At 75.4% G+C, this 14,788-nt stretch carries 17 protein-coding genes and 1 pseudogene; 5 read left to right on the forward strand and 13 right to left on the reverse strand.

The window, feature by feature from the left end; all coding sequences use genetic code 11:
* Positions 1 to 604: LysR family transcriptional regulator (locus tag AKI01S_RS39390; RefSeq protein WP_157420485.1), on the reverse strand; the 604-nt coding region annotated here is incomplete at its 3' end.
* A 115-nt stretch (positions 605 to 719) separates the two neighbouring features.
* On the opposite strand from AKI01S_RS39390, the gene AKI01S_RS39395 reads away from it, so the two are divergent.
* Positions 720 to 1,604, forward strand: coding sequence for an NAD(P)H-binding protein (locus tag AKI01S_RS39395; protein ID WP_067830250.1), 885 nt, complete (start codon positions 720 to 722; stop codon positions 1,602 to 1,604).
* On the opposite strand, the gene AKI01S_RS39400 is transcribed toward AKI01S_RS39395, so the two are convergent.
* Both AKI01S_RS39400 and AKI01S_RS39405 read right to left on the reverse strand, forming a co-directional pair.
* Positions 1,596 to 2,534: a LacI family DNA-binding transcriptional regulator gene (locus tag AKI01S_RS39400; RefSeq protein ID WP_245681964.1), complete on the reverse strand. Its 939-nt coding sequence runs from the start codon at positions 2,532 to 2,534 to the stop codon at positions 1,596 to 1,598. The genes AKI01S_RS39395 and AKI01S_RS39400 overlap by 9 nt on opposite strands.
* A gap of 22 nt (positions 2,535 to 2,556) precedes the next feature.
* Positions 2,557 to 3,186 carry a TetR/AcrR family transcriptional regulator gene (locus AKI01S_RS39405; RefSeq protein WP_067830286.1) on the reverse strand — a complete coding sequence of 210 codons (630 nt, stop codon included), beginning with the start codon at positions 3,184 to 3,186 and terminating at the stop codon, positions 2,557 to 2,559.
* Between the two features lie 104 nt (positions 3,187 to 3,290).
* Between AKI01S_RS39405 and AKI01S_RS39410 the strand changes: the two genes are divergently transcribed.
* Positions 3,291 to 4,508 (forward strand): DUF418 domain-containing protein, encoded by a 1,218-nt coding sequence (locus AKI01S_RS39410; RefSeq protein WP_067830255.1) that lies wholly within the window; start codon positions 3,291 to 3,293, stop codon positions 4,506 to 4,508.
* Here AKI01S_RS39410 and AKI01S_RS39415 read toward each other — a convergent pair.
* Positions 4,458 to 4,856, reverse strand: a pseudogene (locus AKI01S_RS39415) (cytochrome P450); the annotation flags it as partial. The gene AKI01S_RS39410 and the pseudogene AKI01S_RS39415 overlap by 51 nt on opposite strands.
* Positions 4,857 to 4,936: 80 nt before the next feature.
* On the opposite strand from AKI01S_RS39415, the gene AKI01S_RS39420 reads away from it, so the two are divergent.
* Positions 4,937 to 5,524 carry a TetR family transcriptional regulator gene (locus tag AKI01S_RS39420; protein ID WP_067830260.1) on the forward strand — a complete coding sequence of 196 codons (588 nt, stop codon included), beginning with the start codon at positions 4,937 to 4,939 and terminating at the stop codon, positions 5,522 to 5,524.
* A 15-nt stretch (positions 5,525 to 5,539) separates the two neighbouring features.
* Here AKI01S_RS39420 and AKI01S_RS39425 read toward each other — a convergent pair whose 3' ends face one another.
* A complete protein-coding gene (locus AKI01S_RS39425) occupies positions 5,540 to 5,833 on the reverse strand; it encodes a winged helix-turn-helix transcriptional regulator (RefSeq protein WP_245681965.1) in 294 nt (97 codons plus the stop codon).
* Between the two features lie 120 nt (positions 5,834 to 5,953).
* On the opposite strand from AKI01S_RS39425, the gene AKI01S_RS39430 reads away from it, so the two are divergent.
* Positions 5,954 to 6,838, forward strand: a complete 885-nt coding sequence (locus tag AKI01S_RS39430; protein ID WP_157420486.1) for an NmrA family NAD(P)-binding protein — start codon at positions 5,954 to 5,956, stop codon at positions 6,836 to 6,838.
* Between the two features lie 21 nt (positions 6,839 to 6,859).
* Here AKI01S_RS39430 and AKI01S_RS39435 read toward each other — a convergent pair whose 3' ends face one another.
* The 8 genes from AKI01S_RS39435 to AKI01S_RS39465 all read right to left on the reverse strand — a co-directional run bounded on the left by AKI01S_RS39435 (position 6,860) and on the right by AKI01S_RS39465 (position 14,235).
* The gene (locus AKI01S_RS39435) at positions 6,860 to 7,993 is read right to left on the reverse strand and encodes a mandelate racemase/muconate lactonizing enzyme family protein (protein ID WP_067830269.1); all 1,134 of its coding nucleotides are present in this window, start codon (positions 7,991 to 7,993) and stop codon (positions 6,860 to 6,862) included.
* 9 nt (positions 7,994 to 8,002) lie between these two features.
* Entirely contained in the window at positions 8,003 to 9,346 is a 1,344-nt protein-coding gene (locus tag AKI01S_RS39440; protein WP_067830271.1) for an aldehyde dehydrogenase family protein, read from the reverse strand.
* Positions 9,343 to 9,915: a thiamine pyrophosphate-dependent enzyme gene (locus AKI01S_RS39445; RefSeq protein ID WP_067830274.1), complete on the reverse strand. Its 573-nt coding sequence runs from the start codon at positions 9,913 to 9,915 to the stop codon at positions 9,343 to 9,345. Before AKI01S_RS39445 ends, AKI01S_RS39440 begins: the two co-directional genes overlap by 4 nt.
* Position 9,916: 1 nt before the next feature.
* Positions 9,917 to 10,468 carry a thiamine pyrophosphate-binding protein gene (locus tag AKI01S_RS39450; RefSeq protein WP_067830277.1) on the reverse strand — a complete coding sequence of 184 codons (552 nt, stop codon included), beginning with the start codon at positions 10,466 to 10,468 and terminating at the stop codon, positions 9,917 to 9,919.
* A 119-nt stretch (positions 10,469 to 10,587) separates the two neighbouring features.
* Positions 10,588 to 11,310 carry a GntR family transcriptional regulator gene (locus AKI01S_RS39455; protein WP_067830280.1) on the reverse strand — a complete coding sequence of 241 codons (723 nt, stop codon included), beginning with the start codon at positions 11,308 to 11,310 and terminating at the stop codon, positions 10,588 to 10,590.
* A 73-nt stretch (positions 11,311 to 11,383) separates the two neighbouring features.
* On the reverse strand, positions 11,384 to 12,388 hold the full coding sequence (locus tag AKI01S_RS39460; protein WP_218009995.1) for an MFS transporter: 1,005 nt from the start codon (positions 12,386 to 12,388) through the stop codon (positions 11,384 to 11,386).
* Complete coding sequence (locus tag AKI01S_RS53025) at positions 12,310 to 12,732, reverse strand: MFS transporter (protein WP_218009996.1); 423 nt, start codon at positions 12,730 to 12,732, stop codon at positions 12,310 to 12,312. The genes AKI01S_RS39460 and AKI01S_RS53025 overlap by 79 nt, the downstream gene beginning before the upstream one ends.
* A gap of 186 nt (positions 12,733 to 12,918) precedes the next feature.
* The gene (locus tag AKI01S_RS39465; protein WP_067830283.1) at positions 12,919 to 14,235 is read right to left on the reverse strand and encodes an FAD-binding oxidoreductase; all 1,317 of its coding nucleotides are present in this window, start codon (positions 14,233 to 14,235) and stop codon (positions 12,919 to 12,921) included.
* Between the two features lie 125 nt (positions 14,236 to 14,360).
* On the opposite strand from AKI01S_RS39465, the gene AKI01S_RS39470 reads away from it, so the two are divergent.
* The coding region (locus AKI01S_RS39470) for an AfsR/SARP family transcriptional regulator (protein ID WP_169814094.1) at positions 14,361 to 14,788 on the forward strand (428 nt) is incomplete at its 3' end.

Here is a 14,788-nt window from a genome sequence, read left to right on the forward strand (position 1 = left end):
CCCGGTCGGCGGGCGCGCCGCCGGGCAGCACCCGGCCGGCGAGGTCGGCCAGGCGCAGCGACGGGCGGGCGGCCAGCGGGTCGGTCGCCGCCAGCGCCACCAGGCGGGGTTCGGTCAGCAGCGGTTCGACGTCCAGGCCGCGTCCGTCGAACGGGACGGGCAGCAGCGCGATGTCCGCGCGGCCGTCGCGCAGCGCCGGGAGCTGCTCGTCGCGCCCGCCCAGCACCAGCGTCACCGGCAGGGCGGCCGCCTCGCCCCGGTAGGCGTCGAGGATCCGGGGCAGCAGCCCGCCGTCGTAGTCGGCCTTCAGCGCCAGGCGCAGCCCGGGTTCGGGCTGACCGGCGCGCCGGGCGCGGCGGGCGGCCGCCGCCACCGCGTCCAGCGCGGTCCGGGCGTCGCGGAGCAGGACCTCCCCGGCGGGGGTGAGGGCGACCCGGCGCGTGGTGCGCTCCAGCAGCCGCACGTCGAGCCGGCGTTCCAGGTCCCGGATCGCCCGCGACAGCGGCGGCTGCGCCATGCCCAGCCGTTCGGCGGCGCGTCCGAAGTGCAGCTCCTCGGCGACGGCCACGAAGTACCGGAGCTGGCGGACCTCCAGGTCACTCATACCCGCACGGTATCAACGGCTCCCGGATCGGTCCTTCAGGTCCGGCGCGGCGCGGCGTTGACTGAGGGGCGTCTCCGGCGGACGCCGCCACCCCCCTTTTTCTCCAGGAGCCTCAATGATCGTCATCACCGCGCCCACCGGTCAGATCGGCCGGCGGGTCGTCGACCGTCTGCTGGCCGCCGGCGCGCCCGTCCGCGTGGTCGTGCGGGACCCCGCGCGACTGCCCGCCGAGGTGCGCGAACGCGTCGAGGTCGTCGCGGGCTCGCACCGTGACCGCGAGGTGGTCGCCAAGGCCTTCGCCGGCGCCGAGGCCGTGTTCTGGCTGGTGCCGCCGGACCCCCGCGCCACCGACGTCACCGCGGCCTACCTCGACTTCAGCCGGGCGGCGTGCGCGGCCTTCACGGAGCAGGGCGTCCGGCGGGTGGTCGGCGTGTCGGCCCTCGGCCGCGGCACCCCGGTGGCCGCGAACGCCGGGCACGTCACCGCGGCGCTGGCCATGGACGACCTGATCGCGGCCACGGGCGTGCACTACCGGGCGCTGGCGCTGCCCTCGTTCATGGACAACATGCTGCGCCAGGCCGCGTCGATCAGGGACCGGGGGGTGTTCGTCTCGTGCGGCGCCGGGGACCTCCGGGCGCCGGTCTGCGCCACCCGCGACACGGCGGCGGTCGCCGCGGACCTGCTGCTGGACCGCGCCTGGACCGGCGTCGAGGAGGTCCCGCTGCTCGGCCCCGAGGACCTGTCCCCGCAGGACATGGCGCGGATCATGTCCGAGGTGCTGCGGCGACCGGTCCGCCACCGGCGGGTGCCGGCCGAGGAGTTCCGGGCGGGGCTGCTCCGTTCGGGGATGTCGGAGGCCGTGAGCCGGGCCATGGTGGAGATGTACCTGGCCAAGGACGCGGGCCTGGACCACGGCGTGACGCGCGCTCCGCGGAACAGCACGCCCACCGGCTTCCGCCAGTGGTGCGAGGAGGAGCTGAAGCCCGTCGTCTCAGGCTGACTCGCGGACGACCAGGTCGGTGCCGCAGATGACCGGCGCGGCGATCCGGTCGAGCAGCGCCTCGACCATGCGCCGGCCCATCGCCTCGGTGGGCTGGCGCACGGTCGTGAGCGCCGGACGCGTTCCCCACGCGTCGGGCACGTCCTCGAAACCGACGACCGCGACGTCCTCGGGGACGCGGCGTCCCCGCTGCTCCAGGACCCGCAGCGCGCCGAGGGCCATGTTGGCGGACGCGGCGAACACCGCGTCCAGCGACGGTTCCCGGTCCAGCAGCCGGCGCATGGCGGCGGCGCCGCCCGCCTCGCTGAAATCCCCGTGGGCCACCAGTTCCCGTCGGCCGGACAGCGCCTCCCGGTAACCGGCGAGCCGGTCGGCGCCCACCGTCGTGTCCCGTGGACCGGCGATCGTGGCGATACGGCGGCGGCCCCGGCCGACCAGGTACCCGGTGGCGCGCCGGCTCCCGCCCCGGTTGTCGGCGTCCACGTAGACCGGCCGTACGGCGTCGCGGCCGTGCGGCCGGCCCGCCAGCACGAGGGGGACGCCGTGGCGTTCCAGCAGGCCGGGAAGCGGGTCCTCGCGGATCAGCGAGGCCAGCACCACGCCGTCCACGCGCTGCGCGCGCAGGTCGCCGGCCAGGTCGGCGCGCCCTGCGGACGAGCGCGTGAACGTCAGCGTCAGCGCCGCCCCGGCCTCGCTGACCGCCGCGCCGACCCCGCTCAGCAGCTCCCCGAGGTAGGGCTGCTCGAACGGCCGCCCCGGCTCCTCCGACATGACCAGCGCGACCGTGCCCGTGCGCCGGGCGGCCAGCGTGCGCGCCGCGTGGTTCGGCACGTAGCCGAGCTCGTCGATCGCCCGGAGCACCGCCTCCCGGGCCGGGCCGCTCACCTTGGCGGAGCCGTTGACCACCCGCGACGCGGTCCCGCGACTCACCTTCGCCCGAGCGGCGACCTGCTCAAGAGTGGGACGACGACCGGCCATCCCCCACTTCTACCGCCGACGACCGCACCGGCGCCAGGGCGGGGAGGATGGCCTGGTCGACGATTTCGGTCAGGTAGGCGTCGTCGGGGAGCGCGCCGGTGTCCATCATGCGTTTGGTGACGAGGGCCTCGCCGATGTCCGTCACCACCGGGGTGATCCGTTCGGCGGGGAAGTGGCCGCGCGCGGCGTAGTGGTGCAGGACCGTGCTGGTGAACGATCCGCCGCGCCGGGAGAAGACCCGTTCGAACAGCGCCTCGGACATCTCGGGGGTGCGGGCGGGGTCGGTGAGGACGGCCGCGACGGCGCGGCCGGCGGGGCTGATCATCCACGAGACCATCAGGCGCAGGGCGCCGACGAGGTCCCCGCGCAGGTCGTCGGCGCCGGGAGCCGGCTCCTCGACGGGGTGGGCGTGGTAGAGCGCGTCCAGCAGCACCTCGACGGGATCGGACCAGCGGCGGTACAGCGTGGTGCGGGCCGCGCCCGCCCGCCTGCCGATGCCGTCCATGGTCAGCCGCCCGACCCCCACCTCGGCGGTCTCCTCCAGCACGGCGGCGTGGACGTCGCGGACGAGCTCCTCGGCGCTGCGCCGGGTCCGTGGGCTCATGATCACCCCTTGCCTAGCTACACGGCTGTACCTTAGCATCCGGCGATAGCTACATTGATGTAGCTACAGTTGTGTTGCTCTGACTCGAAGGAGAGTCCGCCCCCATGTCCCTCGCCCCCCTCCGGACGGCGCACGCCGTTCCGCTGCCCCGAAGGTCGCTCGCCCCCGACCTCGCGCGCGGCCTGATGCTGCTGCTCATCGCCGTCGCCCACGCGCACATGTACCTGTCCGGCCACGCGGTGGGGTTCCGCGGCTACTCCCTGGACGGCGGGCCGCTCGACCGGCTCGTGGCCGGGGTCCAGATCCTGCTGGTGGACGGCCGCGCGCTGCCCATGTTCGCCGCGCTCTTCGGGTACGGGCTGGTCCAGCTCGCCCATCGGCAGTCCGCCCAGGGCCGGTCGTGGCACGAGGTGCGGCGCGTGCTGCGCGCCAGGAGCCTGTGGCTGCTGGCGTTCGGGTTCTGCCACGCGCTGCTGCTGTTCTTCGGCGACATCCTGGGCGCCTACGGCCTGATCGGGCTGGTCCTGGTCGGGTTCCTGCGGCGGAGCGACCGCGCGGTGCTGGGGGCCGCCGCCGTCGGCCTCGTCCTGCACGTGGCGGTCCTCGTGGGGCTCGGCCTGCTCACCGTGTCGGCGGACAAGGGCGACACCCCCGCCGCGATGGCCGACCCTCTGGAGGCCTCCATGATGCGGATGGTCGGCTGGAGCGCGATGACGCCCACGTTCTTCGCCGCCAGCGCCGCCCCGGCCTTCCTGTTCGGCGTCTGGGCGGCCCGCCGCCGGCTCCTCGACGAGCCCGGCGCGCACCGCCCGCTGCTCGCCCGCGTCACGGTCACCGGCGCGGTGGCCGCGGTCGCCGGCGGGCTCCCGCTCATGCTGGTCGACACCCGGCTCTGGGCGCCCTCGGACGCGGTCGCGGTGGCCGTCTACGCCCTGCACAGCGTGACCGGCATCGCCGGGGGCCTGGCGTACGCCGCCCTCATCGGGCTCGTCGCCGACCGGGTGCGCGGTGGACGGGTGGTCTCCGCGCTGGCCGCGTGCGGGCAGTGGTCCCTGACGTGCTACCTCCTCCAGTCGGTGGTGTTCGTGGCGGTGTTCGCCCCCTACACCGGAGGGCTCGGCACCCGGGTCGGCGACGCGGTCGCCTCGGGCGTCGCGGTGGCCACCTGGCTGGCCACCGTTCTGCTCGCCGCGCGGCTGGCCCCCGGCGGGAGGCGCGGCCCGGCCGAGACGCTGCTGCGCCGCCTCACCTACCGGCCGCGCCGGGCGCGATCAGGGCTGGTCCCAGGTGACGGGCAGCCGTTCCACCCCGTAGACCAGTGAGCTTTCGCGCATGGGGATCCCGGTGGCGGGGACCGCGAGGCGAAGCGTGGGGAAGCGGTCGAACAGCGCGCGGTAGGCGACGCGCATCTCGATCCTGGCGAGCTGCTGCCCCAGGCACTGGTGGACGCCGCGCCCGAACGCCGGGTGCCGCCCGGCGTCGGCGCGGTCCAGCCGCAGGGTGTGCGGGTCGGCGAACCGGCCGGGGTCGCGGTTGACGGCGGGCAGGCCGATGACCACGGTCTCCCCCGCGCGGACCAGGTGGCCGTCCAGCTCGACGTCCTCCAGCGCCGCCCGGGCGGGAGCGCCCAGCTGGACGATGGTCAGGTAGCGCAGCAGCTCCTCGACCGCCGCTCCGGCCCTCCATAAAATGGGAGCACTCTCTTAGTTGAGAGTCAACTATCATAAATTGGCGGGATAGGGTGCCGGTCATGGGCGAGGGCGGGCTGCGCGCGCGGAAGAAGGCCAGGACCAGGGAGGCGATCCTGCGCGAGGCGTTCCGGCTGTTCCGGGAACGCGGTTACCACGCCACCACCGTCGAGCAGATCGCCGAGGCCGCCGAGATCTCGCCGGCGACCTTCTTCCGCTACTTCCCGACCAAGGAGGACCTGGTCACGCTCGACCGCTTCCCGCCGCTGGTCGAGGCGCTGGCGGTCCAGCCGCCGGGCGCGCCGGTCACCGTGCTGCGCGGGGCGTTCCGCACGGCGTTCGCCGCCCTGTCCGAGGAGGAGATCATGGCGGGGTACGCCCGGGAGGCGTTCGCGGCCACCGTGCCCGAGCTGCTGGCGGCCAACCTGCGCAGGAGCCCCGGCCTGCTCCGGGAGATCATCGGCGTCCTGGCCGACCGCGCCGGGTGCGCCGCGGACGATCCCGGCCTGCGCAACGCCGTGGGCGCGGCCCTCGGGGTGGTGGCCATGGTCTGGTTCCAGTGCGCGCGGGACCCCGCGATGGACGGCCCCGCCGAGATCGACAGGGCGCTCGCCCACCTGGAGGCCGGGCTGCCCTTCCCCGCCCCCTGAGCCCCGGGCGGTCCCTCAGCTCTCGGTCAGCGGGTGCTCCTCGCCCCACCGGAGCATGGCGTACAGGACCTCGCTGAGGCTCTCGCCCTGCTCGGTGAGCCGGTAGACGACGCGGGGCGGCACCTCGGCGTGCACGGTGCGGGTGAGGATCCGCTGGTGCTCCAGCGCCCGGAGGCGGTCGGTGAGGGTCTTGGCGCTGGGGGACCCCAGGGCGGTGCGCAGCTCGCCGAAACGCTTGGGGCCCGACAGCAGCTCCCGGACGACCAGCGTCGTCCACTTCCCGTCGAGGACCTTCAGCGTGCGCTCCACGCCGCACCCCGCGGACGCGGCCGACTGAAGAAGTCTCCGCTGCTCAGCCCCATTGGTTTCCATTCTGAAATTATATTACGTCCTGGGTATTGCTTCCCTTGGGGAACTAGCGTGGCCGCCATGAACACCTCAACCGTGATCGTCCATGGCGCGACCGGCGTCCAGGGCGCCGCCGTTGTCCGCGGGCTCCTGTCGGCGGGGCACCGCGTGCGGGGCGTCGTCCGCCGCGACCCCGGCACCCGCCTGCACCCGGAGGCCGAGCCGGTCCGGGCCGACCTGCTCGACCCCGGCTCGCTGGCCGCCGCCTACTCCGGCGCCGACGCCGTGGTCGTCCAGCTGCCGCTGGTCTTCGACGCCGACCTCGCCGTCCGGCAGGCCGGGGCGGTGCTGGCCGGGCTCCGGAAGGCGGGTGTGGGACGGGCCGTCTTCAACCCCGCCGCCCCGGTGCCGGGCGCGCCCGTCGGCGTGCCGTTCGTGGACGCCCGCGTGCTGGTCGCCACCGAGCTGCCCCGCACCGTCGAGACCGCCACGGTGGTCACCCCCGCCCGCACCTACATGGAGAACCTCGCCGCCCCCTGGTCGGCCCCGCTGGTACGCGGCGGGGAGGTCGCCTACCCGCTGCCCGGGGACCTGCCCGTCCCGTGGCTCGCCCTGGACGACCTCGGGACCGCCGTCGCGGACCTGGTCGGCGCGGCGGCCCCTCCCCCGCTGCGGATCGTGGCCGGACCGCGGGCGCTGACCGGGGACGAGGTCGCCGCCGAGCTCGCCGCCGCCCTGGGGCGCCCGGTGCGCTGGAACGCCATCACCCCCGCCGCCTACCGGGAGATGCTGGCCCCGCACCTGGGAGCCGAGGCCGCCGCGGGCGTCGCCGCGGCCTACACGCCCCCGCCCCCGGGAACGCCCCCGCCGCCGGACCCCGACCCGGCGACGGTCACCACCGGCGCCACCACCCTGCGCGCCTGGGCGGAACGCCAGGACTGGGCCGCCTTCGACGCGCCCGCGTGACCGGCCCGCGCCGCCCCGGCCTCACGCGAGCCCGTACCGGGCCACCGCGTCCTCGTCGAACTCGACGCCCAGGCCGGGGCGGTCCGGGACGCGCACCAGCCCGTCGCCGTACTCCAGGCGCGTCCGCGGGGTCAGCAGCGCCTCGAAGTTGAAGATCCCCTTCTCCAGGGCGAAGTACTCGACGACCAGGGCGTTGGAGACCGCGGCGGTGAGGTGGACGTGCAGGTTGTGGTGCCAGTGCGGGGCCATCCGCAGGCCGAACGCGTCGGCGGCGTGGGCGATCCGCAGCCACTCGGTGACGCCGCCCGCCACCCCGGCGTCGGTCTGCAGGACGGCCGCCGCGCGCGCCTCGATCAGCGCCCGCGCCTCCCAGCGCGTCTGGTGGATCTCGCCGGTCGCGACGGGGGTGCGGATCCGGGCGGCGAGCTCGCCGTGCTCGGCGATCCGCTCCGGTGACAGGGGCTCCTCGAACCACCACAGCGGGGTGTCCCCGGCCGCGCGTTCGAACGCCTCGATCGCGGCCCGCGCCTCGCGGACCGAGCGGTAGGCGTTGTTGGCGTCCAGGGCCAGGGCGCCGGTGCCGCCGATCGCCTCGACGGCGGCGGCGACCCGGCGGGCGTCCTCGGCGACGGTCAGCCCGCCCACCTTGATCTTGTGGTCGGTGAAGCCCTGCGCCCGGTTGAACGCGATCTCCGCGGCGACGGCCTCGGCCCAGTCGCCGTCGTCCGGCCGGTAGTAACCGCCGGACGCGTAGGCGCGCTGCGGCGCGGTGGACCCGCCGAGCAGCACCGCGAGAGGCTGCCCGGCGCGCCTGGCCTTCAGATCCCACAGCGCGATGTCGAGCGCCGACAGCGCGCGGACCACCGCGCCGCGCCGTCCCGCCAGCAGCGTCTCCTGGTAGGCGCGGTCCCACAGGCCGACGATGTCGTCGCTGTCCTCGCCCAGGTAGCCGGGGGCCAGCAGGTCGTCCACGGCGGCCCTGGTCAGGGGGCCGCCCGCCGTCCCGGCGTAGGTGTAGCCGAGGCCGGTCAGCCCGTCCTCGTCGGTGACCTCGACCAGGACGTAGTGGCGGTCGTCCAGGACGCGGTTGGACATGCGGGTCGGGCGGTCGACCGGCACGCCGACGGCCCGCGACCGGATCCGGGTGATCTTCATGGGGCTCCCTCAGGCGATGCGGACGGACTGCAGGTTGGCGAACTCCAGGGCCCCGGCGTCGCCCAGCTCGCGGCCGTGGCCGCTGGCCTTGACGCCGCCCACCGGCAGGCGCGGATCGGACTCGGAGACGCGGTTGACGAAGACCGAGCCGGCGGCGACGCGGCCGGCCAGGGCGGCGGCACGCTCGGTGTCGCGCGTCCAGATCGAGCAGCTCAGCCCGTAGCGGGAGGCGTTGGCGACCGCGAGCGCCTCCTCCTCGTCGGCGACGGCGAGCACCGCGCCGAACGGCCCGAACGTCTCCTCCCGGAACGCCGTCGTATCGGCGGAGGCGACCTCGACCAGGGTCGGGGGGAACCACGCGCCGGGCCGGTCGTCGCGGCCGCCGCCGGCCAGCAGCCGGGCCCCTTCGGCCAGCGTGGCGTCGAGCTGCCGCCGTAGCCCGTCGCGCAGGTCGAGGCGGGCCATGGGCCCGATGTCGGTGCCGGGCGCGGTCGGGTCGCCGACCGTCAGCGCCTCGACCTCCGCCACGGCCGCGTCGAGGAACTCCGCGCGGACCGCGCGGTGCACGAGGATCCGTTTGGCGGCGATGCAGCTCTGTCCGGTGTTGTGGAACCGGGACCGGACGGCGGCGCGCGCGGCGGCGGGCACGTCGGCGTCGGCCAGCACCAGGAACGGGTCGCTGCCGCCGAGCTCCAGCACGGTCTTCTTCACCGCCGCGCCCGCGCGGGCCGCGACGATCGCGCCGACGCGGTCGCCGCCGGTGAACGCCACCGCCGCGACGCGCGGGTCGTCGATGAGCGCGCCGACGCGGTCCGGCGGCACGACCACGGCGTCGAGCGTTCCGGGGCCGAAGACGTCGGCGAACAGGTCCGCGACGGCCAGCGCCGCGCCGGTCACGTTGTCGGCGTGCTTGAGGACCACGGCGTCGCCGATCGCGACCGCCGGGACCGCCGCGCGGAACACCTGCCAGAACGGGTAGTTCCACGGCATGATCGCCAGGATGCGGCCGAGCGGCAGCGGCCGGACGTAGCCGCTCTCGCCGCCGAGCTCGACGCGGCGCGGGGCCAGCAGCGCGGGGAGCCGGCCGGCGTAGTGCTCGCAGACCAGCGCGCACTTGGCGATCTCGGCGCGGGCCTGGCCGAGGGGCTTGCCCATCTCGGCGGTGACCAGCGACGCGAACGTCCCGGCACCGGCGCGCAGGCGGGCGGCCAGCGCGCGCAGCAGCGCCGCCCGCTCCCCGGGTGGGCGCGGAACGTGCGGGCGGGCGAGGATCGCCTCGACCTCGGCGGGCGTGGTGTGGGGGTGGTCGGCGAGGCGTTCGCCGGTGGCCGGATCGACCGTGGTGACGGTCATGCGCGTTCCGCCAGCCAGTCGCGGAAGCGGCGGCCGAGCACGACCGGGTCCTCCAGCAGCCTCGGGACGTCGGGGGCGTTGCCGGGCGCGATGCGGACGTGCAGCAGGACCGGGCCGTCGGCGGCCCGGGCCTCGGCGAACGCGCGGCGCAGCGTGCCGGGGTCGTCGGCGCGGCGCACCGCCCAGCCGCACGCGGCGGCGACCCCTCCGAGGTCGAGGCCGGCCGCGTAGGTGGGCAGGTCGGCCGTCGAGCCGTAGACGGCGTTGTCGAGCAGCACCATCAGCAGCTTGCGGGGGCGCAGGTGGCCGCCGGTGGGCAGCACGTTCGGGTTCATCAGCAGCGACCCGTCGCCCTCGATCGCCACGACGCGCTCCACCGGCGCGTCGGCGACGGCCAGGGCCAGGCCGGTGGCGACGGACCCGGCCAGGCCCATCGCGTCCAGCAGGTACAGGTGGTTGGGGCGGTCGGCGACCGCGGCCAGCTCGCGGCTGGTGGCGGCGCAGGTCACCACGACCGGCAGGTCGGCGGTCGCGTCCGCCAGGATCTCCAGCGCCTCGACGCGCCGCATGTCAGGCACCCCTTCCGTCGGTGGCCCAGAAGTGGGCGAGCACGACCACGGGGCGGAACGTCATCCGCGCGTGCGCCCCCGCCTCGGCGACCACGGCGTGCCAGTCCTCGGGGCCGCTGCGCCGGTCCAGCTCGAACGTGCGCAGTCCCACCCGGTCGAGCAGGCCGGGCACGTGCTGCCCGAACGTGTGGATCATCGAGTTGTACTCGCCGAGGCCGCCCCGGGTGTTCGCGACGACCAGCAGGGGCAGGTGGTAGGCGGCGTTGAACGTGGTCAGCGCGGTCAGCGCGTTACCGAAGCCGTTGTCCTGCATCACCACCGCGCCGAACCCGCCGGCGAGCGGCAGCGCGCCGAGCACGCCCATCGCCTCCTCCTCGCGGGACAGCGGGAACACGCGGGCCGAGGACCCGCGCGCGCCGCCGTCGGCGGCGACCAGCGCGTCGATCACGGGGGCGACGCTGGCGGACGGGACGTAGCCGATCAGGTCGGCGCCCGCGTCCCACAGGCCGCGGGCGACGGCCCCCGCGTAGGCGGGGGGTTCGGGGGAGGTCAAGGGGGCTCCTCACCGTCGGGGTGTCCGGAGAACTACCGAACACTTTTAACATACTAATCTCAATGAGTAGCATGCAACTAGTGGGCAGCAGAAGGCCGGCCCCCTCCCCGGAGCGGGCGTCAGGAGATCCGGCGCTCGCCTTCGGGCACGGCGATCTCGACCCAGCGGCGCCACTCGGCGACCAGGCCGCGGTCGTCGGCTCCGGCGTGCTCGACCAGCAGCGTCCCCGAACGCAGCAGGTGCTTGCGCATGGCGCGTTCGGCGGCGGCGCCGTCGCGGTCGGCCAGCGCCTCGATGATGTCCAGGTGGTCCTGCAACGCGACCTCGACCGGCTGGTGGTCGGGCACGCTGTAGCGGCCGTCCAGCGACAGCGTCTGCCGCAGCTCGGCCACGAACCTGGCGAGCCGGACGTTGCCCCCGGCATGCATGATCAGGTCGTGCAGGCGCTCGTCGGCGGCGAAGTACTCGGCGCCGCCGTCGGCCAGCCGCTTCATCGTCTCGAACTCGGCGGCCAGCGCGGCGTCGTCGCGGGCCGTCATCACCGCGGCGGCCGCGCGGGCGGCGGGCGGCTCCAGCAGCAGCCGCAGGCTGCACAGCTCGACGATGCCCCGCCCGTCCTGGCCGAGGATCCGCGCGCCCCGGTTCTTCTCGATGCGCACCAGGCCCAGGTCGGCGAGCCGCAGCAGCGCCTCGCGCACCGGGGTGCGCGAGGCGCCGAACCGCTCGCCCAGCTCGCGGGAGGAGTAGAGAACGCCGCGCTGCAGCTCGCCGGCCCGGATCGCGTCACGGATCTCGGTGGCGATCAGCTCGGACCGGCTGGCGCTTTCGGCGTCTGCGGACAAGGGACTCCCTGGGAAACCGGCCGTCGGACAGTGCCACCAGCATAGCTTTCGGCGGTTTCCCGGGAAGATCGGCTCAGGGCCGGGCGGGCAGCGGCGCGGCCGCGCGGCGGGCCGCCAGCCGCAGCCCCGTGACCACGACCATGGCCAGGACGTTGGCCAGGATCATCACGGTCATCGACAGGCCGTCGTCGCCGCCCGAGGCGTCCTGGATCCAGCCCACCGCGAACGGGCTGACGAACCCGGCCAGGTTCCCCAGCGAATTGATCAACGCGAGGCCGCTGGTCGCCCCGGCCCCGGCCAGGAACGCCGTGGGCAGCGCCCAGAACAGCGGCTTGGCGGTCTGCGCGGCCATCGTGGCGACGCAGATCGCCGCGAACGCGGCCGCCGGGACGCCCAGCGACAGCGCGGTCGCGGCGAACGCGACCACCGACACGCCGAGCGCCGCCAGCACCGGCGTCGTCGAGCGCTCGTCGCGGACCAGGCGGCCGGTGACGAACATGCACAGGGCCGCCAGCAGGAACGGCACCGCCGACAGCCATCCGACCTGCACGCTGGTCAGCCCCGACCCCACGTGCCCGATGACGGTCGGCATCCAGTAGGTCAGCGGGTACGCGCCGCCCAGCAGCAGGAAGTAGGCGGCGCACAGGGCGATGACCCGGCCGTCGCGGAACACGTCGCGGTGGCGGCGCGGGGTCGGGGCGGCGGCGCGTTCGCGCTCCTCGCGCTCCAGGGTCGCGGTCAGCCAGGCCCGCTGCTCGGGCCGCAGCCACCCGGCGTCGGCCGGGCGTTCGGCCACCACCAGGAAGAACACCACGCCCAGCACGACGGCGGGCACGCCGCCGAGCACGAAGATCCAGCGCCAGCCGTCGACGCCGAGCACCCCGTCGAACGCCGACAGGATCCAGCCGTTGAGCGGGCCGCCGAGCACCGAGGCGAGGGGGATCGACACCATGACGGTCGCGATGACCTTCGGGCGCTCCCGGTCGGGGTACCACCGGGTCAGGTAGAGCAGGATGCCGGGGAAGAAGCCCGCCTCGGCGACGCCGAGCAGGAACCGCAGGACGTAGACGGTCTCCACGTTGGGGGCGAGCGCCAGCGAGGCCGCGACGATCCCCAGGTCACCATGATCCGCGCCAGCCAGGGCCGCGCGCCGACCCGCGCCAGGACGATGTTGCTGGGCACCTCGGCCAGCACGTACCCGAGGAAGAAGATCCCGGCGGCGAACCCGTACTCGGCGCCGCTCATCCCGAAGGACTCCTCCAGCCCGAACTTCGCGAAGCCGATGTTGATGCGGTCGATGTAGCTGACGACGTAGCCGAGCATCAGCAGGGGGACGATCCGCCGCGTCACCCTGCGCATGGTCGCGGCGCGGACCGCCGCGTCGGGGGCGCCGTCCGGCGGCCGTGCGGCCTGGTCGCTCATGAGCCCTCCCGCCTCCGGACCATGGCCATCAGGCCACGATCCAAATGTGGAATGCGATACTAGGTGAGTAGCATGCTACAGCGATGTGATGGACGCAATACCACGCCGGCAAGTCCCGTCAGCCGGGGGCGTGGAGGGCGTCGCGATTCGCGCGCGACGCCCTCCACGCCCCCGGCCCTGCGGCGGTCATGCCAGGACGGGGAAGTTGCTCCGCAGGACGCCGTGGGGGTCGCGGGCGCGCTTGAGGTCGCGCAGGCGGTCCAGCGCGGGGGCGGTGAACGCGCTGGCGGCGCGCTCCCCCGGGGCCAGGAACGTCAACGGCTTGCGCCCGCTGGTGTGGCCGGTGAGCGCGGTGGCGAGCCCGGCCTGGCGGGCCCGGACCGCCGCCTCGGCCTCCCGCGACGGCGCCAGGCCGAACATGTAGAGGGCGTAGGGCTCGGTGAGGGGGCCCGCCGCGCCGCCGTTCCCGGACCGCCGGGCCAGCGCGCCGCCCAGGTGCCGGAGCTGGACGCTCAGCAGCGGGTCGATGGGGTGTTCCAGCAGGACGGCGGCGGCCTCGTCGTCCAGGCGGGTGAGCAGTTCCGCCCGGGACCGGCCCGCGCCCGGGTCGGTCGGCTCGGCGGTGATCGAGCCGAGGTCGGCCACCGGCAGGACCGCGCGCGAGTCCGACAGCAGGCCGCCGACCTTCTCGAACGGGCGCAGGATCGGCCCGGCGTCGGCCGCCTCGCCGAGGAACGTGACGTCCACCGCCACCATCGCGGGCGCCCCGGGGAACTGGAGCAGCTCGTACCAGACGGTCAGCTCGTCGGGCGCGCCCTCGGTGACCTCGCGGTAGGCGTCCAGGACGGCGGGCGCGCGGTCGGCGCTCCACGCCATCCGCCCGCCGTACAGGACCGGGGCGGGGTGCAGGTCGAACTCGACGGCGGTGACCAGGGCGAAGTCGCCCCCGCCGCCGCGCAGCGCCCAGAACAGGTCCGGGTCGGAGTCGGCGGTGACGCGGGCGGGCTCGCCGTCGGCGGTGACGACGTCGAACGCGCGGACGCCGTCGGAGGCCCAGCCGTGCCTGCGGCCGAACCAGCTCAGCCCGCCGCCCAGGGTGTAGCCGGTGACCGTGACCACCGGGGAGCTCCCGGCCAGGCCGGTCAGCCCGTGCGGGCCCGCCTCGGCCAGCACGCGGCCCCACCTGACGCCCGCTCCGGCGCGGGCGACGCGGCGCTCGGGGTCGACGCTCAGGTCGTCCAGGCGTCCGGTGCGCAGCAGGATCGTCCCCTCGGTGTCGCCGGTGGCGCCGTGGCCGCTGGGCTGGGCCGCGACGGCCAGGCCGTGGAGGCGGGCGAAGCGCGCCACGGCGGCGACGTCGTGGGCGTCGGCGGCCTCCACCACCGCGAGGGCGGGCTGTTCGACGGCCAGGTTCCAGGGCCTGCGGGCCTGGTCGAAGCCCGCGTCCCCGGCGGTGTGGACCGTGCCCCTGACGGTGGCGCGCAGTGCGGCGGTGATGTTCATATGACCTCGTCCTTCCGGGTTGGTGAGATCACTTTCGCGCGCGGCGGCTGGGGTCGGTCTGGGGTTGGGTTGGGGTCCGCCCGTAGGCTGCCGGGGCAGGGGTTTTGCGGCGGAGTGGGGAAGCGTTGGCGGGGCTGGAGTTCCGGTTGTTCGGGCCGCTGGAGGTGGCCGACGCCACCGGGCGGATCCTCGACCTGGGGGTGCGCAAGCAGCGGGCGCTGGCGGCGATGCTGGCGACCGAGCCGGGCCGGGTGGTCTCGCTGGACCGCCTGGTGGAGGAGCTGTGGGAGGGCGACCCCCCGGCGGGCGCGACCCGCACGTTGCAGGCCTACATCGCGCACCTGCGGCGGGTGCTGGAGCCGGACCGCCCGCCGCGCACGCCGCCGGCGACGCTGCTCACCCGCGACCCCGGCTACCTGCTGGCGGTCGCGCCGGGGCAGGTGGACCTGGAGCGCTTCGCCGCCGGGGCCGCCGAGGGGCGCGCCGCGCTGGCGCGGGGCGCGCACCGGGAGGCGCTGGCGGCGCTCGACCGCGCCCTGGAACTGTGGCGGGG

Origin of the sequence: Actinomadura kijaniata NBRC 14229, assembly GCF_001552175.1 — a bacterium.
Taxonomy (GTDB): domain Bacteria; phylum Actinomycetota; class Actinomycetes; order Streptosporangiales; family Streptosporangiaceae; genus Spirillospora; species Spirillospora kijaniata.